Origin of the sequence: Mesorhizobium amorphae, assembly GCF_014843845.1 — a bacterium.
Classification (GTDB): Bacteria; Pseudomonadota; Alphaproteobacteria; order Rhizobiales; family Rhizobiaceae; genus Mesorhizobium; species Mesorhizobium amorphae_A.
The window spans coordinates 121460-144331 of the sequence record NZ_JHQS01000122.1; the positions used below are offsets into that span (position 1 = coordinate 121460).

A 22872-nucleotide genomic window follows, 5' to 3' on the forward strand; every position below is an offset into this window, starting at 1 on the left:
CCCTATTCGCCTGGCTTCGGCGCTTCGGTGTCGGCGCGAACGACCTTGATGTCGACCCCCGCCGCCCAGGCGCCGATATCCTCCCGCCGCAGGGCCGCCGCCATCATGTCCGGAAACAGGTCCGGCGTGCAGGCGAAGACCGGAACGCCAAGCGCGGCAACCGAACCGGCCATGGCCGGGTCATAGCCGGGCCGGCCCTGATCGGTTAGCGCCAGAAGCACGACGACATTGACGCCGGATCGGACCAGCGCTGCCAGCCTGCGCAACAATTCCTGGCCGTTGCCGCCTTCGTAGAGGTCGGTGATCAGCACGAAATGGGACTTGGTCGGCCGCTCGATGCGCTCGGCGCAATAGGCGACCGCCTGGTTGATGTCGGTACCGCCGCCAAGCTGGACGCCGAACAGCACTTCGACGGGATCGCTGAGGTCCTCGGTGAGATCGACAATCGCGGTGTCGAAGCAGACGAGCTTGGTGCGCACGACCGGCAGCGAGGCCATCACCGCTGCGAAGATCGAAGCGTAGATCACCGAGCTTGCCATCGAACCGGACTGGTCGACACACAGCACGACCTCGTCGAGGTCGACCAACCGGCGCTGCTTGCGCATGAAGCCAACCAGCTTTTCCGGCACGATGGTCTTGTGTTCGGGCTGGTAGTGGCGAAGGTTTGCCGAGATGGTGCGCGGCCAGTCGATGTCGCGTTGGCGCGGGCGGTTGGTGCGTCTCGACCGGTCGAGCGCAGCGCGTATCGCTTCAGCGGTTTTCTGTTCGAGCCGCTGCATCAGCTTGGCGACGATGTCGGCGATGATGGTGCGGGCGATGTCCTTGGTCTTCGCTGGCATCACCGAGCGGAGGGAAATCAGGTCGGCAACCAGATTGACGTCCGCCTCGATCGCCTTGAGGAATTCCGGCTCCATCAACATCTGCTTCAGGTTCAGCCGTTCGAACGCGTCTTTCTGGACGATTTGCACGACCTGCGCCGGAAAGAAGGAGCGGATGTCGCCCATCCATTGCGCGACGCGCGGCGCCGACCGGCCGAGACCACCACGCCGCTTGCGCGGATCGGCGGCAGCATCGCCGGCGCCATCGCCATAGAGGGCGTCGAGCGCGGCCGAAAGCCGCTTGTCGTCTTCGGAAAGCGCCGGCGATGTTTCGTCGGCGGCGCCGATCGCCAGGCGCCAGCGACGCTCCCTCTCGCCGTCCGGCGTGAGTGCACCAGGCTCGTTCATTTCGGGCTCGTCATCCATTGCCACCCACGATGAGCAATGGTCCGAGCCGTTCCAGATGCCGGCGCCAGGCCTCGCCACCATCCGGTGCCGGCGTCAGGCCAGCCGGTAGGCGCGCCGCGCGGCCGAGAACCGCCTCGATCAGCCGCCGGCGCTCCATGCTGTCCAGATTGGAAAAGACGCGGCGCAGCAAGGGCAGATGCGCGACGAAAGCCTCTTCGTCGAGCGATTTCAGCCACGCATCGACCGCGCCGCGCAGACCCTCGTCATAGATGAGCCGTTGACCGGCGGAGCTGAAGAAGCCCTCGAAGAACCCCGCCGCTTCAATGACCGGCGTTCCGGGCGACAGGCGGCGCCCGAGCAGTCCGGCAGCGGCTTCTGCGGACAGCTGGCCAGCTTCGTAAAGCAAGTGCGCGGCGCATCCGGCCAGCAGCGCCGTCGATCGCGGCCCGTCGAGCACGGCGGCCAGCCCGTCGCGCCATCCGTTCAGCACATCGTCCCCGGGTTCGATCAGCCTGATGGCTTCGTCGGCCTTGCGCAGGGCGCCGACCAGTGAAGCGGCAGCCTGCTGATCGAGATCGCGCACGGCATAGGGCAGCGCGATCGCCGCTTCGACGATCAGCCGCTCCATGAGGCCGGACAGGCGGTGCGTCTCCGTCTTGCGCGCCTCGCCATAGCGGATGATGTCGGCAAGCGGTGGCACCGACGCCAGGATTTCCAGGCATTCGCTGCTGTGCGCCGCACGTGCCTCCAGCGCCACAAGGCCGGCGCTCGAGGCTTCCGACAGGTCGGCCGTGATCGCGCCCTGGACCAGAGCGGCAAGCGTGTCGAGGGTTGCCGCGGCGCCGATCATCTGGATCAGCCGGCCGTTGGCGGCCTTTTCGATGGTCGGGCCGTAGACAAGGTTCTCGACCAGCCGGACGGCATACTCCGGCTCCCAGGCCAGCGTCCAGCGCTCGCGGAAGGTGCCGCGACTGCGCCCGGCGTCGGTCAATTTGCCCCAATGCACACCGAGCACGCTCAGGCGGTGCAGCAATGTCGAACGGAAAAGCCCGCTTTCGCTGCGCAGATCGACCGACAGTTCGCGCTCCAGCGCCTCGGGCTTCAGCCGTGCCGCCTTCTGGTTGCGCTGCAGATCCTCGATCAGTGGGGCCAGCGGGGTGTCGGGTGGAATTTCGCCAACGTCCGCACCCAGAAGCAGCTCGGCCTCGACCAGCGCCCACAGCAGCGCTTCGCCGTTGAACAGGGCGGCGACCGAGGCGTCGCGCAATTCCTCGAAGCCGGGCTTCGGCCGCTCGCGAATGGCGGCGAGCGTACGGGCGAGCCGCTCCGCCTCGATCAGCGAAGCGGTCGAGATCAGATGACCCTTCTCGCGCAGCACCGCCGCAATCATCGCCAGCCACAGGGTTGCCCCGTCATGGCGGCCGCGCGTGCGCCAAAGATGCTTGCACCAACCCGGCGCCACGACGCCGGCGCCATAGCCAAGGCCCGACGCCAGGCGCGGCCCCGTCCATGGCGCCCAGGTCATCGTGCTCTTGCGCCGGGCGATGCCCTTGAGCAGCGCCTGATCGGCTTTCTGGACGTGCGCTGCCTGCAGCGCCGGCACGTGCCATGCGCCGCAGACCACCGCTATCGGTCCCTCGAACTCCTTTCGCGCCGCGGCGATTTCGAGCCGCATATGTGCTTCGCGCCTGGCTTCGAACCGGGCGATCGACCCCTCACCTTCGCGCAATGTCGTCATGGCGTCGGCGATGGCCGCGAAAATCGGGCCGGGCTCGGGGTTCTGTTCGACGATATCCGACCACCAGCTTTCGCCATCCTCGTAGCCGGCGGCATGCGCCAGAGTGCCGATCGGATCACGGCGATGCGGGTCCTCGTCATCGCCGGCTTCGCTGGCTTCGGCGGCGTCGGTGTTTTCCGCGGCATCGATCGGCTCGGCGGGCGACCGCGCCGACGACGGCAGGTCGATGAAACGCAACGCCGCCTTGTTGCCGACCGCCCAGAGGACCGCCTGATATTCGGGAGAGAATTCGGCGAACGGCCAGAAGCTGGTCGAGGCCGGGTCGTCCTCCGGGTAGCAGAGCAATGCCACCGGCGGCTGCATTTCCGGGCGGGCCAGCAGCGGCAACAGTGCCGAAGCGTCGCTCGGCCCTTCGATCAGGACGGCGACCGGCCGCAATTCCTGCAGCGCCTGCACAAGGCTTTCGGCGGAGCCGGGCCCGTGATGGCGTATGCCGAAATAGGCGATGTCGCTGTGCTTCATCGGTGTCAGATCGCCGCGTTCAGGGCCGCATAGTAGCCGGAATAGTCGGGCCGCTTCTTGAGCACTGTTTCCAGATATTCTTCCAGCACGACCTTGTCCTGCACCGGATCCTTGACGATCGCGCCGACGAGGCTGGCGGCGAGGCCTTCGGCGCCGAGCTTGCCGCCGTCGAACCAGGCCGCCTGGCTGAGGCCGCCAACCATGGTGGCGATGGCCTCTGCCGTCGACAGCGAACCCGAAGGCGTCTTCAGTGTCACCTTGCCGTCGGCGGTCGAGCCGGAGCGCAATTCGCGGAAGATGGTCAGCACGCGGGCGATCTCTTCGGCGACATTCTTCGGCACCGGCAGGTCGAGACCGCCTGCCATCTCACCGACGCGCTTCGAGACTATCGAGATTTCTTCCGCCATGTCCGCGGGCAGCGGCAGCACCACGACATTGAAGCGCCGCTTGAGCGCCGAGGACAGCTCGTTGACGCCCTTGTCGCGGTTGTTTGCCGTGGCGATGATGTTGAAGCCGCGCTGGGCATAGATCGAGGTGTTCAGCTCCGGGATCGGCATCATCTTCTCGGACAGCACGGTGATCAGCGTGTCCTGTACGTCCGAGCCCATGCGCGTCAGTTCCTCGAGCCGGCACAGCTTGCCGTCCTGCATGGCGCGATAGAGCGGCGTAGGCACCAGCGCTTCCTGGCTCGGGCCTTTCGCCAGAAGCTGGGCATAGTTCCAGCCATAGCGGATCTGGTTCTCGTCGGTTCCGGCCGTGCACTGCACGATCAGCGTCGAGTCGCCCATGATGGCGGCGGCGAGATGTTCCGAGACCCAGGATTTGGCTGTGCCCGGAACGCCGAGCAAAAGCAGCGCACGGTCGGTGGCCAAAGTCGCCACGGCGGTTTCCATCAACCGGCGGCGGCCGACATATTTCGGCGTGATCACGGTGCCGTCGCTGGCCTTGCCGCCCAGCAGATAGGTCAGGACGGCCTTTGGCGAGAGGCTCCAGCCGGCGGGCTTTTGCTTGTCGTCGCCGCGCGCCAGCGCTTGCAGTTCACTGGCATAGGCCTGCTCGACCGGAAGACGGATGGCTGCGTTCATGGGTTCTTCTCCGGATTGATCATGTGTCGGTTCCAGACGGATGTTCGGCCAGCGCTGCGTTGAGACGCAGGAGAGCGAGTGAAGGAGCCGCGGGCGGCATGCCGGCTGCGACGACCTCGTCGATCAGCCTTGCCGCCGTGGCGGTGGTGGTGAGGAAGCCCATCGTTTCGAGGATATCGTCGAGGCCGCGGCGCATGGCGTCGTCGGTTGCGCCGATGACCGAACGCAGTGCCGGAAGCACTTGCCCGTTTGTCAGGTCATCCCATTCCAGCCAGCTTGCTTCGATGCCTTCGGCAAGGTTGAGCGCGCCAAGATATTTCCAGTCCTTCAGGATTAGCCTGATCAGGGTACGCTTTCTGCGGCTGTCCAGACGCGGCATGAGGTGGAGGACGAACAGCGCCGGTTTGCCACCATCGGCGACAAGCGTATCCGCCATATGCGTTACCGCGGCGTCGCTGCCCGAGGCGGCAACCATTCGTGCGATCAGGATGTCGGCATTGTTGTCGGCGCCGAACTGCCAGGCGCCGATGAATTCGGGTTCGGTGGCACCGAACCGTGCAGCGAGGTCGACCAGGTTGCAGGTCTCGAACAATTCGGCGCGACGCTGTTCCTGCGCCGGGGATTTGAGTTTTGCCGGCGTGTAGGTGGTGCGGCGGCGGATGAAACCGGATTTGCCTTCGCTGATGAAGGCGGCGAGTTCGGCAACGGGGTCATCCGCGCCACCGTCGCCAAGCTGACCGTGCTCACCCAACCTTGCCAGCAGCCGACCAGCCAGTTCGCGCACCTTGCCGGAACGGTCGGTAGAAAGGCTTTTCAGGAAGGGCGCATCCTCGAGGGTGAGTCCGAAGCGCATGAGCTCGATGAGCGCGAGCCTGACCTCCGCAGGCTCACTCGATCCCTTGGTCTCGATGAGCATCCGTGCCGCGGCCGGTTCGATGCGGCGCATGTCGGCCAGCGCGATGCGGCGCGCGGCGGGATAGAAGTCATCCCAGTTTTCTGCCGTCAGTTTCTCCCGTGGGGCATGCACCTGCCCTTCGAGGCCGGCCTGCCAGTCGATCCAGGGGGCGTAGACGTCCGGGCTGTTCTGGTCCGACGCGGCAGGCATCCAGTCCATTGGATGAAGCACGAAGCCGCGGCTGGCAACCAGCGTCACCACGCGCACCTTGCGCCTTGCGTCGGCAGCCTGTTTCAACGCGGCCCTCAACAGCGGTCGCAACCGCTCCGGCAGCATGGGCAGGGCAAGTGCCGGCAGCGGCGGACGACGCTTCAGAACCTTCGGCACCGCAGGCCGCAAACCGATGTCAAGCGCCTGCGCCGCGATCGCCAGCAGCCGGCGCTCGCGTTCGTCGGGGCTTGCGGTGCCGGCGATCTCCTTCCACGCGGCTGGAGCGAGGTCGAATGTCGGTCCGCCGGTGATCCAGCAGTCGCGCATTGCCGCCAGGCCTGTCTGTTCGAGCTCGTTCACGACAGATCGAGCCTCCCGAACCTGCTCTGCGCCGCCAGAAGGTCAAGCCGGGCGCCATTCCACAGTGCTGCGGCGGCGGCAAGGTCGATGCCGAGCAAGGTCTGGTCGACAGCACCGGCGATCGGCAAGGCGATCCCATGCGGATCATCGGCTGCCTGCCACCAGGCGGTGCCGCGGTCGTCGAGCGAGATCGCGCCGGGAGGCAGGATGAGAGGACTGTCGGTAAGCCATGGCGCGCCATCCTGCTGGGAAGCGCGCGCCGCGAGCGGGTCTTTCAACGCGCCGAAATCAGGCCACGCCGCCCCGGAAGAGACGTCACCGATGCGCTCCGCCACCAGCGCGCGCAGTGGTGTGCGCGATGGATAGAACACCAGCCGAGCGTTGAAGCGGTCGCCCGGCGCGAAGGCGTTCGATCTGCGTCCCGCCGATGCTGGAAAATAGTCGAGCAGCAGGGCAAATTGCGGCGTCACGCTGTTCAGATCGAGCAGCCAGGTCGAATGGCTGACGAGACCGTCGCGGCGGGTTTCGATCTTCTCGCCGAGAACCTCCCAGTGGCTTTCCACCTGCCTTGCCTCGGGATTGGCCAGAATCTGCTCACGCGTTTCGGATGTCGATACGAGCCGCTTCAGTTCAGGGTCGTCAGGCTCCGATCGCCAGGCCTTGGCCAGCAGCACCAGCTTGCCGAGCTCGCGGATCGCTGCATCCGGCCTTTCCTCGCTGCGCAGCGCCATCAGCCGCGACGGTATCTCGTCGATACGCCCGGCAAGCGCGGTTGCCTTGAGGTCGACGAGCCGCGCGGCAATGCGGCGGCAACGCTCGCTGCTGGCGTCGACAAATCCGGAAAGGCCAAGCCGCAACTGGTCGGCGATCCATTGGTCGAGTTCATCGAGCGCCGCCGACACCGCGGACCGTGTCTCTTGCGCCCGCTTGCGTTGTGCCGCCTCGCGGCGTTCGACAGCCGCGGCGTCCTCGACGACAGCAGCCTCATCCGGCTGCAGAGCATCGTCGATGCTCTTGGCTGCCGCGCCGGGCAGCACTGGCCCCGCCGTCTGCGGTGTCGTCTTTCGGCGCCGGCCAAGCCAATCATTCACCCATTCCGGCGTCGATTGAGCGGGAGCAAAACTGGCTGGTGCCGTGGCGGCGATCCACATCAGGGCCAGCGTGTGCTTGCAGGGAAATTTTCGCGATGGGCAGGTGCATTTGTAGCCGTGATCGCCGGTATCGACCACCACCCGATAAGGGTTGGAGCCGGAGCCCTGGCATTCGCCCCAGATCAGGGCCTGCTGCTCATTCCGTTCAAGGCGCGGCCAGTTCGATCGCTTGGTCAGCTTGGAGGCGGCGCTGAGCGACGCCTGGTCGGGAGCCAGCGCCTCTATGGTTTTCAAGTCGAATTCCAAGCCGCCCCCTCGTGAGCCGAACCAAACGTCGTCGCCAGTATAGGTAGCCGTTTGTGAAGAATTGTTGTAGGTCGGACTTGCGGGCCAAGCTTGGTGCTCTGAAGAGCCGACATCGCGCCGTGATCGGCGCATGACGTGTCGTTTCCGTCTCCGCCACGGGCCTGAAAGACCGTAGACTTCGCCGGTCAACGGAGATCTGGACCATGCGTCTTTTCGGTCGTTTCGTGCTTGCCGCTTCAGTTACCTTCTGCCTCGCCTCGGGCGCGGCTTTCGCCCAGGACAAGAAACTCAAGCTCGGCACTGAGGGTGCCTATCCGCCTTTCAACTACGCCAATGCCGATGGCACGCTGGGCGGCTTCGACATCGATCTCGGCAAGGCGCTGTGCGCCGAGATGAAGACCGAATGCGAGTTCGTCGTGCAGGATTTCGACGGCTCCATTCCCGCGCTGCAGGCCGGCAAGTTCGATGCCATCATCAACATAACCATCACGCCGGAGCGGGCCGAAAAGGTCGACTTCACCCACAAGTACTACCAGACGCCGCCGGCTATCGCGGTGCCGAAGGAATCGACGATCTCAAGCACTTCGCCGGACGATCTGAAAGGCAAGGCGTTGGGCGTGCAGAGCGCGACCATTCATCAGAACTTCGCCGAGCAGAAATACGGCGGATCGACCATAAAAGCCTATCCGACCGGCGATGACGCCCGCACCGACATGGCCAATGGCCGGCTCGACGCGATGATGGATGGCTCGATCATCCTGACGGAATGGCTGAAGAAGCCCGACGGCGCCTGCTGCAAGTTGCTTGGCACCCTGACGGCCGATCCGGCCATTCACGGGCCCGGCGTCGGCATCGCGCTGCAAAAGGGCAACAAGGAGCTGACCGACAAACTGAACGCCGCCATCGATGCGTTGCGTGCCAATGGAAAGTACAAGGAAATCAACGACAAGTACTTCTCGTTCGACGTCTACGGTACCTGACCTGACGACAGTTCACTTCGGCAGCGCCGCCCGGCGCTGCCGTTTTTCATGAACGATGGAGATTTTCGTGGCCGAGCGGCGATCCCCCTTCTACGGCAGCATCGTCGGACTGGGTGCGACCGTGGGGCGGGTCGGGGGCGATTTCATCTCGGCCAAATACTATTCAGGTATCGCCGACGAGCACCTGAACACCCGCAGCAATGTCGGCGTCCAGGACCTCAGCACCATGGGCAAGATGGACATCAAGGGGCCGGATGCCGAGGCGCTGGTCAACCATGTCATCGTCAATGATGCATCTGCGATGAAGCCGGGCCAGGTGCGCTATTCGACGGTGTGCCGCGAGGACGGCGGCATCATGGACGATCTCACCGTGTTCCGGCTGGCGCCGGAGCATTTCATGCTGGTGACCGGCTCGGTGAACCGCCTGAAGATGCTGCCCTGGCTGCTGCATCATGCCGAGGGGCGCAACGCCTATGTCACCGATATCACGGCGGCCATCGCCTTCCCGACGATCCAGGGGCCACGCTCACGCGAACTGCTGAAAGTGCTGGTTTCCGACGCCGATCTGGATGGACTGAAACGCTGGTCGTTCACCTCAGGGCGCATCGGCGAGACGCGCGTGCTGATCTCGCGCACCGGCGTGACCGGCGAACTCGGCTTCGAGCTGTTCGTGCCGGCCGACGAGGCGGCTGCCGTCTGGGACATGCTGATGCGCAGCGGCCGGGATTTCGGCCTCAAGCCATATGGCGTGCTGGCGATGTTCACGCTGGGGTTGGAGAAGGCCTATCCGGCGCATGGTATCGACATGGACGAAACCCGCACGCCGTTCCATGTCGGCCTCGACCGCTGGATCAGGTTCGACAAGGGCGATTTCGTCGGCCGCGACGCCTTGCTCAAGGTTCGCGACAAGGGTGTCGACGAGCGCTGGACCGGTCTGATCCTCGACGGCGACAGACCGGCCGCGACCAACGCCCGGGTCATGGCCGGCGGCGAGGATGCCGGGCTGGTGACCTATAGCGACCATGGTTATTCCCTTGGCAAGGTGCTGGCGACCGCGCATATCGGGCTACCCTTCACCGCTGTCGGCACCGAGCTCAGCATCGACATTGACGGGACACCGACACGAGCGACCGTAGCGCCGATGCCGTTCTTCGATCCCGAGGGCTCGCGGCTGAGAGTCTAGAGCGGCTCAGCTTTTGATTGAATCGCCGACCCGCTCTAAGTATTTGTTTTTACGCATTCCGGACGGGAACCGCTACGCACTTTTCCTGGAGTTGCTCTGGAGCGTGTCGCCGACCTTCAGCCTAGCGGTGGCGTTGAGAAGCTCATCCTTCCGCCGACTCCGACTGGATCAGGCTTTCGAGCAGGTCGAGCAGACGCTCCTGCTGTTCGACGCCATAGCGTTTCTGGATCGCCTCATAGATGGCGGCGCGCTCGGGTGACAGATTCTCGATCACCGCCAGCCCGGCGGGGCTGATGGCCAGCAGCGCCCGACGGCCATCGTCCTTGACCTTATTGCGGGTGATGAACTGCCGCTCCTCCATCGCCTTGATGATGCGGGTCAGGCTCGGCGGCAGGATCGACGCCTGATTGGCGAGTTCGGTTGCCTCAAGCGGGCCGGCTTCCGCCAACACGAGCAACACGCGCCATTGCTGTTCGGTGATATCGTGCCGGGCGAGCATCGGCCGGAATCGCGCCGTTACTGCCTCGCGTGCGCGCAGGAGAGCCATCGGCAAGGAGCGGCGAACGCTGGGCGGCAACAAATCAGATCTCCGAAGGAATTCAGCTACGTCCCCGGGTGGAACGTACACGGCATGGCTCAGTATATACGCTGCTCTATCGACGATTTTGCCCGGAGCGGCAATGCCACTCCGTCAAAGAGCGTCGTGCCAAGAACGACGGATGGCGAACAAATATTCCGCTCATCTCAAGGCACCGGACGACTTGCCTGAAGGCGTTCGAGGCTTGCCTTCTGAGCACGTCAAGAACGAAGTCATGCTCCGCGCGATCAAAGATGATCGTAGTGCCAAGGCGGCCGCAAAGAAAAAGGCCGGGCGCGAATGCCCGGCCAAAAATGAAGGTCAAACCTTCAGAGGGGAACACCGTTCGGGGAATGGGAGGAAACCGCCGAACGATAACCCTTATTTGGGCTTGCCCAGGCGCATTTGCGACGAACAAAATTCCAAAAAACGCGCCGACGGCGAAAAATTCGGCTCCATTGCTGCAGCAACATCAGCCGGCCGCGGTGGCCGTTTCCAGCAGGTCGGCATAGTGTCGCTTCGCCACGTCGGGATGCGAGCGCAGGCGGCTTTTCAGCACATTGGTGCCGACATCGCGAAACAGCGGATTGTCGGGATCGCTGGCCGGCCCCCGCGCCTCGGCCGTAAGGTCCTCGGGCAAGGTCAGCAGCGGGATCGTCGCGTCGAGCCGAGCGCTGAAGAAGAAGGGAACGGAAATCCGCTCGACACCGGGCGGCGGTGTGACGACGCGATGGACGGTCGCCCGGAGATAGCCGTTCGACGCCAGTTCGAGCAGCTCGCCGATGTTGACCACCAGCGTTCCGGGAAGCGGGTCCACATTGACCCAGCTGCCGTCATACTCGACCTGCAATCCTTTGTTCTCGTCCTGAAGCAGCAGGGTGAGGAAGCCGCCATCCTTGTGCGCGCCGACGCCCTGATCGTCGCCGGTCGCGTCACGGCCGGGATAGCGCACGATCTTCATGCGGTGGTTGGGCTCGTCGCGATAGATCGGATCGAAAGCGTCCTCGGCCTGGTCGAGCGATTGGGCAAAGGCCTTCAAAAGGCGGATCGCCACCTCGGTCGCCCTTGCCTGCCAGGCGAGCAGCGCCGGTTTCAGCTCCGGCAAAGCGGCCGGCCATTGGTTCGGCCCTTGCAGCCGCGTCCAGGCGGGAACGCCTGGACCTTGCGGGATAATCGGGCGCTCGACGCCGATGTCGAGCTGCTCGCGCCAGTCGGCCTTGCCCTTGGTCAGTTCGCCGCCAGCGCGCGTATAGCCGCGGAATTGCGAGGATTTGACCATTTCGATGGCCAGCTTGTCGGCCGCCGGCAAGGCAAAGAAGCGGCGCGAGGCATCGAGCACGTCGGCGATCTCCGAGGCCGATATGCCGTGGCCGCTGAGATAGAAGAAACCGACATCCCGCGCCGCCGTGCGCAGATCGAACAAAAAGGTCCGGCGCTCCGATGCGCCCTGTTCGAGACGGTCAAGATCGAGCACAGGGACAATTCTGGGCATGGTCAGGCTCCTTATGCGGGGCGTCGCGCCTGACCGCCACGGTGGCACACAGGCCTTTGCGATCCAAGCAACGGACGATCCAAACTCGACGTCGATGGGAGAACGCCGGCCTGCATTTTGCCGCCGGCTGGCAAAGAACGTCCGAACGGATACCCAGCCTGCTTGCACCCGGCGGTCATGCGCGGTGGTCCAGCCTGGCGACCAGGCGGTCCCCGGCCCACTGGATGCCGCAGACCAGGATGATGAGCACGATGACGACCGCCACCATGACGCTTGTCTCGAAGCGTTGGTAGCCGTAGCGGATGGCAAGGTCGCCCAGCCCGCCGGCGCCGATGGCACCGGCCATGGCCGAGGCGCCGATCAGCGTCACCAGCGTCACCGTGAATCCGGCGACGATGCCGGGCAGCGCCTCCGGCACCAGCACCTCGCGGATGATCGTCCAGCGGTTGCCGCCCATGGCGCGCGCCGCCTCGATCAGGCCGTGGTCGACCTCGCGCAGCGACACTTCGGCGATGCGCGCATAGTAGGGCGTGGCGGCGATCGACAGCGGCACGATGGCCGCCCAGGTGCCGATCGAGGTGCCGACGATCAGCCGCGTCACCGGGATCAGCGCCACCAGAAGGATGATGAAAGGCACCGAGCGGAAGCCGTTGATGATGGCACCGAGCGCGCGTTTCACCCACAGGCTTTCGGCGATGCCGCCGCGATCGGTGGCGACCAGTGCAAGGCCGAGCGGCAGGCCGAAGACCAGCGAGATGAGGCCGGACGCCCCGGTCATCAGGACCGTCTCCCAGATCGAACGAATGAGAAGCTCAAACAGAACCGGCGACATGGCCAAGCACCTCCACCCGCGCCTGGCGGGCTTTCAGGAATGCGATCACTTGCGACAGATGATTTTCATCGTTGCCCGCCACCGCCAGGAACAGCGTGCCGACCGGCTGCTGCTGGACATGGTCGATGCCGCCATGGACGAGGCGGAACGGACCCGGCACGGCATCGGCAAGGTCCGATAGCAGCGGAGCTCGCGCGGCCTCGCCGGAGACGTCGATCCTGAGGATCGCTTCCGCGCCGGCTCCCGGCACGAGCCGGCTGGCGATCTCAGCCGGTAGTTGCGGGCGGATGCCGCCGAGCAGGCTTCTGGTGATTTCCGAACGCGGGTTGGCAAAGACCGACCAGACCGGACCCTCCTCGACGATGCGTCCGGCGTCGATCACCGCCACGCGATCGGCGATCGAGCGGATCACCTCCATCTCGTGGGTGATCAGCAGTATGGTCAGGCCAAGCTGCCGGTTGATATCTCTCAGCAGGGCCAGGATCGAGCGCGTCGTCTCCGGGTCCAGCGCCGAGGTCGCTTCGTCGGAAAGCAGTAGCGCCGGGCGCGCGGCGAGTGCCCTGGCTATGCCGACACGCTGCTTCTGGCCGCCCGACAGCGAGGCCGGATAGGCTTTCGCCTTCTCCGACAGGCCGACGAGTTCCAGGAGTTCGGCGGCACGCGCCAGCCGCTCGGCCTTGGGGCGGCCCTCGATCTTGAGCGGCAGCGCGACATTGTCCTCGACGGTCTTGGCCGACAGCAGGTTGAAATGCTGGAAGATCATGCCGATGCGGCGCCGCAGCGGCTGCAGCTCGCCCTCGCTAAGCCGGCTGATCTCGCGGCCCTCGATGAATACCGCGCCGGAATCCGGCCGCTCCAGCCCGTTCAGGCAACGGATCAGCGTCGACTTGCCGGCGCCGCTGCGGCCGATGATGCCGAGGATCTCGCCCTTGCGCACCGTCAGCGAGACGCCGTCGAGCGCTGCAGTCTTGCCAAAATGCCGCTTCAGCTCGGTGAGGCGCACGACATCTTCCGAAGCAGGAGGATGGCTGCCAGCCGCCAGATCGGCCGATGCTTTGATATGCTGGTTCATCGAGGTTCCTGTTTCGGCGTTCCGCAAATGCGATGGCGGCCCGCTCCGTGGCGGACCGCCTGTTTCTGCCAGCCACGCGCCGATCAATAGGCGCTGATCCCGGTGCCCTTGTAGACCTTGTCGAACTCGGCCTTGACCGTCTCGTTCTGGTAGGCAGCGACCAGCGTCTTCACCCAGGGCTCGTTCTCGTTGCCGGCCTTGACCGCGATGAAGTTGCGGTAGGGATTGTCGGCCACCGGCTCCTGGGCGATGCGGTTGTCAGGGCCGAGGCCGCTCTTCAGCGCCCAATCGGTGTTGACCACGGCAGCGTCGAGATCCTCGACCGAGCGCCCGACAATGCCGGCATCGAGCTCCTTGATGACGACCTTCTTCGGGTTCTCGGCGATGTCGGCGGTGGTCGCCAGGATGCCGGTGCCGTCCTTCAGCTTGAGGACACCCTCGTTCTGCAGCACGCGCAGCGCCCTGCCTTCATTCGATGGGTCGTTGGGCAAGCCGATGACGGCGCCCTCAGGCAGCTCGGCGACCTTGGCGTATTTCTTGGAATAGAGGCCGATCGGCCAGACGCCGGTGTAGCCGACCGGGACGATGTGATAGCCCTGCGTCTTGATCTGGTTGTCGAGATAGGGCTTGTGCTGGAAGGCGTTGGCGTCGATCTCGCCACGCTCCAGCGCCTCGTTGGGCTGGGTGTAGTCGTTGAAGACGACGGTGTCGATCGTCAGGCCTTTTTCGGCGGCCTGGGCCACAACGACGCGCCAGACATCCTCGTCCTCGCCGCTGATGATGCCGACCTTGATGGCCTTCTTGTCCTCGGCGAAGGACGGTGTCGGCGCGGCCAAGGCAACAATGGCAAGCGCCGAAGCCAGAAGCGCGGCAAGACCTGCGCGCCTGGTGACTGATGTTGAAACGAAAGGTTTAAAAGCGTTTCCGCGTTCGGACATGATGCGTTCCTTGCAATCCTGAAATCATATCGGCCAGGCGGGATGCGAAGCCTTGATGACAGGATCGGCAATGCTGCGCTTCCGATCAAAGAACCGGTTTTCTTCTTCAACGCGAAGCAGGAAATATTCTCTCAAAGATTTTGCGACAGCGAGCACGCCTGCGAGCGCGTGGCACATTGCAGGCGGCGAGCGACATGCGCTGTGCCAGAATCGCTGCGCCGGCTTTGGCTGAACGCTCAGAATGTCTCGACCCAGGGCCTTAGTTCGACCTCAAAACTCCAGGCGCTGCGATGCTGGCGGTGGGTCGCGAGATAGGCCTCGGCAATCGCATCCGGCGACAACCGGCGATCCGGCCGGTCCGGCTCCTCGGCCTGCCCGGGCGGCTGGATGGCACCGTCGATGATGAAATGGGCGACATGGATGTTCTTCGGCGCCAACTCGCGGGCCATGGACTGCGCCAGGCCGCGCAGGCCGAATTTCGGCATGGCGAAACCGGCCGAACCGGGAAATCCCTTGAGGCTGGCAGTGGCGCCGGTGAACAGGATCGAACCGGCCCCGCGCGCCGACAGCCGCCGCGCCGCCTGCTGGCCGACCAGGAAGCCGCCATAGGCGCCGACCAGCAGCGCGTGTTTCACCGCATCGGGATCGAGTTCGGCGATCGGGCCGCGTGTGCGGCCGCTGGCGTTGAAGACGGCAAGGGCCAGCGAGCCGACCTTGTCGGCGGCGTCGAACAGGCTTGCGACGGAGGCCGGATCGGAAACGTCGGTTTCGACGGCGAGCGCACCGGTCTCCTCGACCAGTGGGGCGAGCTTGCCGGTGTTGCGGGCGGCCAGCACGACACGAAAACCCTCCTTGGCGAGGAGGCGCGCCAGCGAAGCGCTCAGGCCCTGCCCTGCGCCGGCGATCACTGCGACGTCGGATGCCATGATTTTTCCTCCTTGGTTAGCCTCCGGCGGAAGCATTTCGCCAGACGCTGCTCGTAGCGTCGCGCCTTCGCGGGCGACAGGCAAGAGATGGCGTTGCTACCGTTGTTGAGCCAGACAGTCGCAGAAACCAAAATCCCGGTTCCGCCGGCAACGGTCTGTGGATTGACTTCGACAAAGACAAGGCTGGACCTTGCCCGCCAGCCGGAACCATCCGACACGTCTTCTCGACAGCGGCGATCTCGTCAACGGAGGCTAGGCACTTATGGAACCAATCTGGGCCGTCGGCCTGATGACCGGCACCGTGCTTGACGGCAATATCGACGTCGCGCTGATCAAGACCGACGGCGAGCGCATCGCGGATTTCGGCACCTATACGCTGGCGCCCTACCCGCAATCGATCCGCACCTTGCTGGAGGAGACGCTGCGCCAGGCGCGGGTGTGGAGCTTCACCGGGCCGGAGCCGGCGATTTTTCGCGAGGCCGAGGAGGCGCTGACGCGGGCACAGTCGGCGGCGGTCAAGGACCTCGTCGAAAGCCATGGTCTCACCATGGCCGACATCGGCGTCGTCGGCTTCCATGGCCAGACCGTGCTGCATCGCGCGCCTGAGGTCGGCCGGCTTGGCCAGACCCGCCAGCTCGGCGACGGCGACTTGATGCATTCCATTCTCGGCACCAAGGTCGCCTATGATTTCCGCTCGGCCGACATGCGCGCCGGCGGGCAAGGCGCGCCACTGGCGGCTGCCTACCACACCGCGCTGCTGCGCGCGGCGGATGCCAGCGGCAACATGGCGGTGCTCAATCTCGGCGGCGTCGCCAACATCACCTGGTGGGACGGCAAGGACAATGTCGTCGCCTTCGACACCGGCCCGGCCAACGCGCCGCTCAACGATTTCATCAAGGCGAAGGGGCTTGGCGACATGGACCGCGACGGCGCGCTGGCCCACGCCGGCACGGTGGACGAGGCGCGGCTGGCGAAGCTGCTTGAGCACCCGTATTTGACCAAGCCTTATCCGAAATCGCTCGACCGTTTCGACTTCGGCGCGGCGATGGCCGACGGGCTCACCGCCGAGGATGGCGCGGCAACGTTGACGGCCTTCACCACTGCTGCCGTCGGCAAGGCGCTCGACCTTTTGCCGCATCGGCCAAAGAGACTGGTGGTCAGCGGCGGCGGCCGTCACAACCCGACGATGATGGCGATGCTCGCCAGCCGCGCCGGCGTCGAAGCCGTGCAGGCCGAAACGCTCGGCTGGAAGGGCGACGCGGTCGAGGCGGAGTGCTTTGCTTTCCTGGCGGTGCGCGTGCTGCGCGGCCTGCCGATCAGTTTTCCGAGCACGACCGGCGTGCCGCAGCCGATGCGCGGCGGACGGCTGGCGGGTTAGCCAGCCAGTTTCTTCTGCAGGAAGATGCGGCTGCGGCCGATGGGAAAATCGGGCAGCGTGCCGAACGGCTGGTAGCCCTGACGCTCATAGGCCCTGGCCGCTTTCGGATTAAAAGTGTCGATCCAGGCGCCGTGGCAGCCGCGCACGATCGCTTCCCGTTCGGCCGCCTCCAGCATGTTGCCTGCCATATGCTGGCCGCGCAGCCTCTCGTCGACCCAGAGCCATTGCACGAAGAGCCAGCCCCAGGCGGTGTAGCCCGAAATGCCGGCGACGACCTTGCCGCCTTCGTCGCGCACGAAGACGGCGAGCGCCTTGCGCCTGGACGCGCCGACATCGCTGTCGTTGAAGGCGGCGAGCCGTTCGCCCAGAAAGGCGAGCTCCTCCGGCAAGGGATCGGCGGTGGTCTCAAGCGTCGTCTTCATCAAATGCGTTGCATTCCTGGGCAGGCACTATAGTTTGCTGCCTCATCCTAAACGGTTATTCTGTAAAGATAAAATGGATTTGACCAGCTCTCTCGACCTGTCGCGTCTATCCCGGACGGCGTCCCGAATTCTGGAGGTCGTGGACTCGCATACTTGTGGCCAGCCGACGCGGGTGGTCATCGCTGGCGCCGATCTGGCGCCGGGGCTCGATCCAAACGAAGCTCGGGAACAGTTGCGGGGCGAGCGTGACTGGGTGCGGCGTGTCTCGGTGTTCGAGCCCAGAGGCCATCGCTCGATGTTTTCCGTAGCTCTTATCCCGCCGGCGCACCCTGGCGGTGACTACGGCCTCGTCTACATGGACGCCGCGACCTATCCGGATATGTGCGGTCACGCGACGATCGGGGCCGCGACGACCTTGATCGAGTTGGGGCTGGTTGGGCCGACGATGCCGGGATACGACGGCGTCTTCGAATTCGGATTGCGCACGCCGGCCGGCCGCGTCGAACTGCGGGCCACGTTGAAGAACGGGCGCTGCCAAGCGGTGGCTTTCCGGCTCGGCTTTGCATTTTTTCTATGCACACTGGAACTGCGGGTCGGCGACGGCCGGACCGTGCCGGTCCATATCGCCCATGGTGGCCAGTGGTACGCCTTCGTCGACGTAAACGCCGCGGGCCTTCGCATCGATGCGAATGCGATCGATGCGCTGATTGCCGCCGCGCAGGACATCCGGGCCAGGATCGCGGCGCAACTGACGATGGCCGACCCGAGCAGCGGTAAGCCTCCTGTCGTCGGCAATATCGTGTGGACCGACACGCCGCGTGATCCGCAGGCGGCGGGCTTCAACGTTCCGGTATCAGCGGCGGGATCGTTCGATCGCTCGCCATGCGGAACCGCGACCTGCGCGCGCATGGCGGCACTGGTGGCGCTGGGGCAACTTGAAATCGGCCAATCCTTCATCAACGAGGGGCTGATGGGCACACTCTATCGCGGCATGCCGGTTGGCGCGGATATGCGGGACAAGATCAGCGGCATCATTCCCCAGGTCGAAGGAAGCGCTTGGATCACCGGCCATTCGCGGCTGCTCGTCGATGAGCGCGATCCACTCGGCAATGGCTATCTGGTGGGTGGCGGTCCGGCGGTGCTGTAGCTCGTAGCGCAAGTGTCGTCATGGCAAGGGCGGAACCGCCCGCCCGGAAAACCCCGGATCGCCTGATCCGGGGTTTTGCAATCGAGACTGTGCCTATTTGTTCAGCGTCGCCTGCAAGGCGTTGACGTCTTCCGTGGTCATTTCGCCGTCGGTCGTCACCTTGCCGTCGACAATCTTCCAGAGACGGAACGGGCCGGTGATGTCACCGTACTTGTCGAAGGCGACCGGGCCGATGACGCCTTCGTAGCGGATCGGCTTGCCGTCCTTGATCAGGCCGAGCGCTTTGGCGAACTCTTCCTTGCCGGCAAAGACGGGCGTGCCGGCCGGGTCGACCGCCTTGTACATCGCGTCCTTGATCTTGGCCGGATCCTCGGAGCCGGCAATGGCGATGGCCAGGCCGACGATGGCGCCGGCATCATAGGAGCGGTCGGCGGCCGGGTTCGACGGTTCGATGCCGGAAAACTCCTTGTAGTTCTTCATGAAATAGTCGGTCGAGGCCGTCGGGCTGGTGCCCGAGGACGTGCCGTAGGCATCCTTCAGATAGTCGGCACCGACGGATTCGATGAAGTCCGGGCTGTTCATGCCGTCATTGAACAGGAACTTCTGCACGCCGCCCTGCGAAATCCAGGCGCGGGCGATGGTTGCGCCATCGACCGGCGTGCTGACGAGATAAAGCCCGTCCGGCTCGCCGGCCATGGCGGCGGAGACTTCCGAGGCATAGCTCGACTGCTTTTCGTTGTAGGGCGTGTCGGAGATGATGGTGCCACCGAGCGCTTTGTAGGCGCGCGAGAACTCCGCCGCCATGTTGACCCCGAAGTCGTTGTTGACATGGATGATCGACAGCTTCTTGAAGCCCTTGTCGATGGCATATTTGCCGGCGGCAACGCCCTGCAGCGCATCCGAGGTGATGGTGCGGAAGAAGATGCCGTTGGTCTTGCCGTCGCGGCCGAGCGCGGTCAGCGTCGGCGAGGACGAGGCCGGCGAGACCTGGACGATCTTGGCCGGCGCGGTGACCGAGGTCAGGATCGGGATCGACACCGAAGAAATGATGCCGCCGATGATGACCGGCACCTTCTTGACCTGCACCAGCTGGGTCGCGGCGTCGACCGCGATGTTGCCCTGGCTCTGGCTGTCACGCGTGTCGGCGGTGAGATCGCAGCCGCGCACGCCACCGGCGGCATTGATGTCGCGGAACGCCATCTCGACCGACTTGGCGCCGGCCTGGCCGTATTCGCCGGCCGGGCCGGTCAGTTCCATGACGAGACCGACGGTGATCTTGCAATCGGCGGCATGAGCAGCACCGGCTGCCGTCAGCAAGGCCAGCGCGGTGGTGATGTGGAGTATCGTCCTTGTCATTGTTGTTCCCCTTTCGTTACTCGACTCTAATTTGATCTCTGGAGCCTGTTCAGCCTTCCGGCACCTGCAGCCAGGTTTCATGCAGATGTCGCCATTCGACGCCGTTGGGCGCCGATGAACTGATGGTGAAAACGGCACTCGACTGGCGGCGGCTGTGCTTGCCGCCGCGCTGCTGTGCCTCGACATAGAGGACGACGATCGTGTCGGCGGTCTGCCAGCCGGGACGGATGTCCTCGATCGAGATGGCAAAGCCGTCATCGCAGGTGGCGCGGCTTTCCCGCACATGGCCGATGACCGCATCACGGTCGAGGATCATGCCGCTCGGCGCGATCATGCTGAGGCCTTCGCCCATGACGCGTTCGAAGCGGCTGAAATCCACCGCGTCGGCGCGGGCTTCGACGAACCAGTCGACGAAAAAGCGATGCAGATCGACGACCTCGGCACTCGCGCGTGAAAACAGGGAGGATTGTGCGCTCATACCCGGCCTGCGTTCAGATTGTAGTGCATGATCGAACCGTGACGGCCGTGGCGATCGCGCTCCAGCGTGTAGACGTCGCCTTCAAGGCCCCGGCTCTCGGCGATCACGGCGCCGATCGCCGTCTTGTCATCCGGCGTCAGCGCGACGTCCATGATCCCGGCATTGGCGAGCGCATGCGCCTGGTTGCGGGCGCCGACGATGACGGCCGCCACGTGCGGCTGCTCCAGCACCCAGGCACTGGCGATGGTGGCGATGTCGACGCCGTGGCGATCGCCGACCGCCTTCAGCGTGCTCAGCAATACCTGGAAAAGATCCCAGCCACCAAAATCGTCGATGATCAGCTTGTATTTGACCAGCGAGCGGTTTTCGAGCGGCGTCTGCGGCTCGGCCACATCAAGCCATTTGTCACTCAGGAAGCCTCCGGCCACCGAACCGTAGCAGAGGAAGCTGATGCCGTGCTGGCCGGCGAGTGCGGCAAGGCTGCCCGCCGGCCGTTGGTCGAGCACGGAGTATTGCAGCTGCTGGCTGACCAGCGGCACGCCGGCCGCCAGGATCTCGGCAAGGCGTGGCGTGTCGAAATTGGTGGTGCCGACATTGCGCACCTTGCCTTCCAGGCGAAGCTCGTTGAGCCAGCCCATCGCGTCGATATAGCCGGCCATCGCATAATCCCACCAGTGGAACTGCACGAGATCGAGTCGCTCGGTCTTCAGCCGCCGCAGCGACTGGTCGACGATGCCTCTGATATAGTCGCGGCTGATGCTGGCGAGCCTTTCGAGGTCGGGCACCAGCTTGGTGTGAACCTTCATCCGGGCGGCGGCGTCGAGACCGCGCTCGCTGGCCAGCCGCAGTCGGGCAGCACCGATCAGCTCTTCGACGCCGGTGTAGATATCGGCGCAGTCATAGGTCCAGATGCCGGCATCGAAGGTGGTGATCAGGTCGGTCACCGCCTGCTCGCGGTCGATGGCGCCATGGCCGCCGGCAAGCTGCCAGCCGCCACGTATGACGCGCGAGATCGTGTAGCCGGGGCCGAGTTCGAAGGTCTTGGCGGTCATTACTGGTCATTCTCCTTCGGCAGCGGCACCGCCGTGGTCTCGGCGTGGCTGAATCGCCGCTTGCCGGTCCTGACGATCCTCAGCCGGCTGGCGCAGTTGGGATCGGGACAGGCGATCTCGGCGTCCGAGGTCATCCAGTCATTCCTGTCGGTCGGGCGTTGCTTGGCCGCCAGCAGCGGCAGCACGGCCGCGATCGAGTAGATGGAAAAACCCTGCCCGGCCGGCATAGACAGCATCTCGCCTTTGAGCTCGAAATAGTCGCCGGCCTTGGCGCCGCAATAGATCGGCTTGCCCTTAGGGATGACCGCCTCGACGCGGAGGTCGAAGAGTTCGAAACTGTCGTCGGCCATTCAGACCTCCACCAGGCTGAAGGTGACGTCACAGGCGCCGTTGCGGCGGATGACGCCGCAAGCAGCGGCGAACTGATCGCGCTCTTCGGGAAGCACCTGGGCAACGACGCTGCCGGCAAGCCAGCCGATGGGGAACAGCAGGCGTGCGCCCTGCCCGTAATACAGGCCGATGTCGAAGATCGCATTGGGATTGCCGCCCCACATGCGCGGCGGCACATAGGACAGCACGATGTCGCCCGGCTGCGGCGTCAGCGTCGCATTCTCGGCCGGCAGTGGCCTGGCATAGGCCTGGCCATCCAGATGCGCTGATGGAACCGGGCAGGAAATCTCCGGCCCCGTCCACATCGCATGGATGCCGGCAACGACGCGTGGCTCACCGAGATAGGCCAGCAGGAAGGCAGTGTTGTCGGGCGCCTTCTCGAGCAACAGCAGCGCCGTCGCCGAAAGGTTCGAGCGTGGCTCGGAGATCCGGATGGCGGGCTTGGTCATGTCGAGCCTTTCGCAGCGGCGGATTGCAACTTGTCGCGCAGGAAGGCGAAGGGCCGGCTGATGTCGGCGACCAGCGCCTCGCGCGCCGCCTGCGCATCCTGCTTGGCGAGCGCTGCGACGATGCGGCGGTGATAGTGGGCGGTATCGACCTCGCCGGCCTCGGAGAAGGCGTAGATGGCGACGCGGATGCAGGGGCCGGATTGCAGCCAGAGGCTTTCGATCATCGGGATCAGCACGGCAGAGCCGCAGCAGCGGTAGATTTCGAAATGGAAGCTCTGGTTGAGCGTCGCTTCGCGGTCGATGTCCTTCTTGTGCTTCAGCGCCCGCATCTCGTCCCACTCGCCGAGCATGGCTTCGATGGTGGCGATCTGGCGCGGGCCCATGCGCGTGGCGGCAAGCGCAATCGCCTCGCCTTCGATGAGCGAGCGGGCACGCAGCAGATCGTCGATGCGCTCGAGTGTGATCGGCGGCACGCGCACGGAGCGGTTGGGCAAAGCCTCCAGCGCCTTTTCGGTGATCAGCCGACCCAGCGCCTCGCGCACCGGCATGGTCGAGGTGACCAGCGCGTCGGCGAGGCCGCGAATGGTCAGTACCTGGCTTGGCTCGAAAAGACCGCCGATCAGAGCCCGGCGCAGTTCCGAATAGACGCGATCCTGCACGGTCTCGCGACCGACCGGCGTGAGCTGGGCTGCGATCACCTCGTTGTTCCGCTCGATGGCAGCCTTTTGCATGGCATTCCCGGTCTTGGCCCGATTTGGCCCGTTTTC

Annotated in this window: 23 protein-coding genes; 4 read left to right on the forward strand and 19 right to left on the reverse strand. The window is 64.9% G+C overall.

Going from position 1 to position 22872, the window contains the following annotated elements; all coding sequences use genetic code 11:
- Nucleotides 1–2: 2 nt before the first annotated feature.
- From DH08_RS31455 to DH08_RS31475, 5 genes are read right to left on the reverse strand one after another with little or no spacing between them, the layout of a single operon-like run.
- Complete coding sequence (locus DH08_RS31455; protein WP_428339580.1) at nucleotides 3–1226, reverse strand: VWA domain-containing protein; 1224 nt, start codon at nucleotides 1224–1226, stop codon at nucleotides 3–5.
- A 10-nt stretch (nucleotides 1227–1236) separates the two neighbouring features.
- Nucleotides 1237–3486, reverse strand: a complete 2250-nt coding sequence (locus DH08_RS31460) for a DUF5682 family protein (RefSeq protein ID WP_192183118.1) — start codon at nucleotides 3484–3486, stop codon at nucleotides 1237–1239.
- 5 nt (nucleotides 3487–3491) lie between these two features.
- Nucleotides 3492–4571, reverse strand: a complete 1080-nt coding sequence (locus tag DH08_RS31465) for an ATP-binding protein (RefSeq protein WP_192183119.1) — start codon at nucleotides 4569–4571, stop codon at nucleotides 3492–3494.
- 19 nt (nucleotides 4572–4590) lie between these two features.
- On the reverse strand, nucleotides 4591–6036 hold the full coding sequence (locus DH08_RS31470) for a DUF5691 domain-containing protein (RefSeq protein WP_192183120.1): 1446 nt from the start codon (nucleotides 6034–6036) through the stop codon (nucleotides 4591–4593).
- On the reverse strand, nucleotides 6033–7421 hold the full coding sequence (locus tag DH08_RS31475; protein ID WP_246801112.1) for an SWIM zinc finger family protein: 1389 nt from the start codon (nucleotides 7419–7421) through the stop codon (nucleotides 6033–6035). The genes DH08_RS31470 and DH08_RS31475 overlap by 4 nt, the downstream gene beginning before the upstream one ends.
- Nucleotides 7422–7636: 215 nt before the next feature.
- On the opposite strand from DH08_RS31475, the gene DH08_RS31480 reads away from it, so the two are divergent.
- Both DH08_RS31480 and DH08_RS31485 read left to right on the forward strand, forming a co-directional pair.
- Entirely contained in the window at nucleotides 7637–8413 is a 777-nt protein-coding gene (locus DH08_RS31480; protein WP_192183122.1) for an ABC transporter substrate-binding protein, read from the forward strand.
- 67 nt (nucleotides 8414–8480) lie between these two features.
- Entirely contained in the window at nucleotides 8481–9596 is a 1116-nt protein-coding gene (locus DH08_RS31485; RefSeq protein ID WP_192183123.1) for a glycine cleavage T C-terminal barrel domain-containing protein, read from the forward strand.
- 142 nt (nucleotides 9597–9738) lie between these two features.
- Here DH08_RS31485 and hpaR read toward each other — a convergent pair whose 3' ends face one another.
- The 7 genes from hpaR to DH08_RS31520 form a co-directional block, all read right to left on the reverse strand.
- A complete protein-coding gene (gene hpaR, locus DH08_RS31490; RefSeq protein ID WP_192183163.1) occupies nucleotides 9739–10143 on the reverse strand; it encodes a homoprotocatechuate degradation operon regulator HpaR in 405 nt (134 codons plus the stop codon).
- A gap of 502 nt (nucleotides 10144–10645) precedes the next feature.
- Nucleotides 10646–11665 carry an isopenicillin N synthase family dioxygenase gene (locus DH08_RS31495; protein ID WP_192183124.1) on the reverse strand — a complete coding sequence of 340 codons (1020 nt, stop codon included), beginning with the start codon at nucleotides 11663–11665 and terminating at the stop codon, nucleotides 10646–10648.
- A gap of 175 nt (nucleotides 11666–11840) precedes the next feature.
- Nucleotides 11841–12497 (reverse strand): methionine ABC transporter permease, encoded by a 657-nt coding sequence (locus DH08_RS31500; RefSeq protein WP_192183125.1) that lies wholly within the window; start codon nucleotides 12495–12497, stop codon nucleotides 11841–11843.
- A complete protein-coding gene (locus DH08_RS31505) occupies nucleotides 12478–13569 on the reverse strand; it encodes a methionine ABC transporter ATP-binding protein (protein WP_192183126.1) in 1092 nt (363 codons plus the stop codon). Before DH08_RS31505 ends, DH08_RS31500 begins: the two co-directional genes overlap by 20 nt.
- A gap of 83 nt (nucleotides 13570–13652) precedes the next feature.
- Nucleotides 13653–14507 (reverse strand): MetQ/NlpA family lipoprotein, encoded by an 855-nt coding sequence (locus DH08_RS31510; protein WP_192183127.1) that lies wholly within the window; start codon nucleotides 14505–14507, stop codon nucleotides 13653–13655.
- Nucleotides 14508–14743: 236 nt separating this feature from the next.
- Complete coding sequence (locus tag DH08_RS31515) at nucleotides 14744–15433, reverse strand: SDR family NAD(P)-dependent oxidoreductase (protein ID WP_192183128.1); 690 nt, start codon at nucleotides 15431–15433, stop codon at nucleotides 14744–14746.
- On the reverse strand, nucleotides 15412–15651 hold the full coding sequence (locus DH08_RS31520; protein WP_192183129.1) for a hypothetical protein: 240 nt from the start codon (nucleotides 15649–15651) through the stop codon (nucleotides 15412–15414). Before DH08_RS31520 ends, DH08_RS31515 begins: the two co-directional genes overlap by 22 nt.
- A gap of 44 nt (nucleotides 15652–15695) precedes the next feature.
- On the opposite strand from DH08_RS31520, the gene DH08_RS31525 reads away from it, so the two are divergent.
- Nucleotides 15696–16811, forward strand: a complete 1116-nt coding sequence (locus tag DH08_RS31525; protein WP_192183130.1) for an anhydro-N-acetylmuramic acid kinase — start codon at nucleotides 15696–15698, stop codon at nucleotides 16809–16811.
- Here DH08_RS31525 and DH08_RS31530 read toward each other — a convergent pair.
- A complete protein-coding gene (locus DH08_RS31530) occupies nucleotides 16808–17233 on the reverse strand; it encodes a GNAT family N-acetyltransferase (protein ID WP_192183131.1) in 426 nt (141 codons plus the stop codon). The two genes, DH08_RS31525 and DH08_RS31530, sit on opposite strands and share 4 nt — an antisense overlap.
- On the opposite strand from DH08_RS31530, the gene DH08_RS31535 reads away from it, so the two are divergent.
- Nucleotides 17211–18380 (forward strand): proline racemase family protein, encoded by a 1170-nt coding sequence (locus tag DH08_RS31535; RefSeq protein ID WP_192183132.1) that lies wholly within the window; start codon nucleotides 17211–17213, stop codon nucleotides 18378–18380. The genes DH08_RS31530 and DH08_RS31535 overlap by 23 nt on opposite strands.
- A 93-nt stretch (nucleotides 18381–18473) precedes the next feature.
- Here the strand turns inward: DH08_RS31535 and DH08_RS31540 are convergent, their stop codons facing one another.
- Genes DH08_RS31540 through DH08_RS31565 form a run of 6 tightly spaced genes read right to left on the reverse strand, consistent with a single transcriptional unit; the run spans nucleotide 18474 to nucleotide 22836 of the window.
- The gene (locus tag DH08_RS31540; RefSeq protein WP_192183133.1) at nucleotides 18474–19736 is read right to left on the reverse strand and encodes an ABC transporter substrate-binding protein; all 1263 of its coding nucleotides are present in this window, start codon (nucleotides 19734–19736) and stop codon (nucleotides 18474–18476) included.
- 49 nt (nucleotides 19737–19785) lie between these two features.
- Nucleotides 19786–20214, reverse strand: coding sequence for a DUF4440 domain-containing protein (locus tag DH08_RS31545; RefSeq protein WP_192183134.1), 429 nt, complete (start codon nucleotides 20212–20214; stop codon nucleotides 19786–19788).
- Nucleotides 20211–21266: an aldo/keto reductase gene (locus DH08_RS31550; protein ID WP_192183135.1), complete on the reverse strand. Its 1056-nt coding sequence runs from the start codon at nucleotides 21264–21266 to the stop codon at nucleotides 20211–20213. Before DH08_RS31550 ends, DH08_RS31545 begins: the two co-directional genes overlap by 4 nt.
- The gene (locus DH08_RS31555; RefSeq protein WP_192183136.1) at nucleotides 21266–21616 is read right to left on the reverse strand and encodes a TIGR04076 family protein; all 351 of its coding nucleotides are present in this window, start codon (nucleotides 21614–21616) and stop codon (nucleotides 21266–21268) included. The genes DH08_RS31550 and DH08_RS31555 overlap by 1 nt, the downstream gene beginning before the upstream one ends.
- Nucleotides 21617–22105, reverse strand: a complete 489-nt coding sequence (locus tag DH08_RS31560) for a DUF3830 family protein (protein ID WP_192183137.1) — start codon at nucleotides 22103–22105, stop codon at nucleotides 21617–21619.
- Entirely contained in the window at nucleotides 22102–22836 is a 735-nt protein-coding gene (locus DH08_RS31565) for a GntR family transcriptional regulator (RefSeq protein ID WP_192183138.1), read from the reverse strand. Before DH08_RS31565 ends, DH08_RS31560 begins: the two co-directional genes overlap by 4 nt.
- Nucleotides 22837–22872 lie beyond the last annotated feature (36 nt).

Bases quoted from the DNA above. Each gene is read 5' to 3' on its own strand.
- DH08_RS31455 (WP_428339580.1), bottom strand. From the start codon at position 1,226: ATGAACGAGCCTGGTGCACTCACGCCGGACGGCGAGAGGGAGCGTCGC.
- DH08_RS31460 (WP_192183118.1), bottom strand. From the start codon at position 3,486: ATGAAGCACAGCGACATCGCCTATTTCGGCATACGCCATCACGGGCCC.
- DH08_RS31465 (WP_192183119.1), bottom strand. From the start codon at position 4,571: ATGAACGCAGCCATCCGTCTTCCGGTCGAGCAGGCCTATGCCAGTGAA.
- DH08_RS31480 (WP_192183122.1), top strand. From the start codon at position 7,637: ATGCGTCTTTTCGGTCGTTTCGTGCTTGCCGCTTCAGTTACCTTCTGC.
- hpaR (WP_192183163.1), bottom strand. From the start codon at position 10,143: ATGGCTCTCCTGCGCGCACGCGAGGCAGTAACGGCGCGATTCCGGCCG.
- DH08_RS31495 (WP_192183124.1), bottom strand. From the start codon at position 11,665: ATGCCCAGAATTGTCCCTGTGCTCGATCTTGACCGTCTCGAACAGGGC.
- DH08_RS31500 (WP_192183125.1), bottom strand. From the start codon at position 12,497: ATGTCGCCGGTTCTGTTTGAGCTTCTCATTCGTTCGATCTGGGAGACG.
- DH08_RS31505 (WP_192183126.1), bottom strand. From the start codon at position 13,569: ATGAACCAGCATATCAAAGCATCGGCCGATCTGGCGGCTGGCAGCCAT.
- DH08_RS31510 (WP_192183127.1), bottom strand. From the start codon at position 14,507: ATGTCCGAACGCGGAAACGCTTTTAAACCTTTCGTTTCAACATCAGTC.
- DH08_RS31515 (WP_192183128.1), bottom strand. From the start codon at position 15,433: ATGGCATCCGACGTCGCAGTGATCGCCGGCGCAGGGCAGGGCCTGAGC.
- DH08_RS31525 (WP_192183130.1), top strand. From the start codon at position 15,696: ATGGAACCAATCTGGGCCGTCGGCCTGATGACCGGCACCGTGCTTGAC.
- DH08_RS31530 (WP_192183131.1), bottom strand. From the start codon at position 17,233: ATGAAGACGACGCTTGAGACCACCGCCGATCCCTTGCCGGAGGAGCTC.
- DH08_RS31540 (WP_192183133.1), bottom strand. From the start codon at position 19,736: ATGACAAGGACGATACTCCACATCACCACCGCGCTGGCCTTGCTGACG.
- DH08_RS31545 (WP_192183134.1), bottom strand. From the start codon at position 20,214: ATGAGCGCACAATCCTCCCTGTTTTCACGCGCGAGTGCCGAGGTCGTC.
- DH08_RS31550 (WP_192183135.1), bottom strand. From the start codon at position 21,266: ATGACCGCCAAGACCTTCGAACTCGGCCCCGGCTACACGATCTCGCGC.
- DH08_RS31555 (WP_192183136.1), bottom strand. From the start codon at position 21,616: ATGGCCGACGACAGTTTCGAACTCTTCGACCTCCGCGTCGAGGCGGTC.
- DH08_RS31560 (WP_192183137.1), bottom strand. From the start codon at position 22,105: ATGACCAAGCCCGCCATCCGGATCTCCGAGCCACGCTCGAACCTTTCG.
- DH08_RS31565 (WP_192183138.1), bottom strand. From the start codon at position 22,836: ATGCAAAAGGCTGCCATCGAGCGGAACAACGAGGTGATCGCAGCCCAG.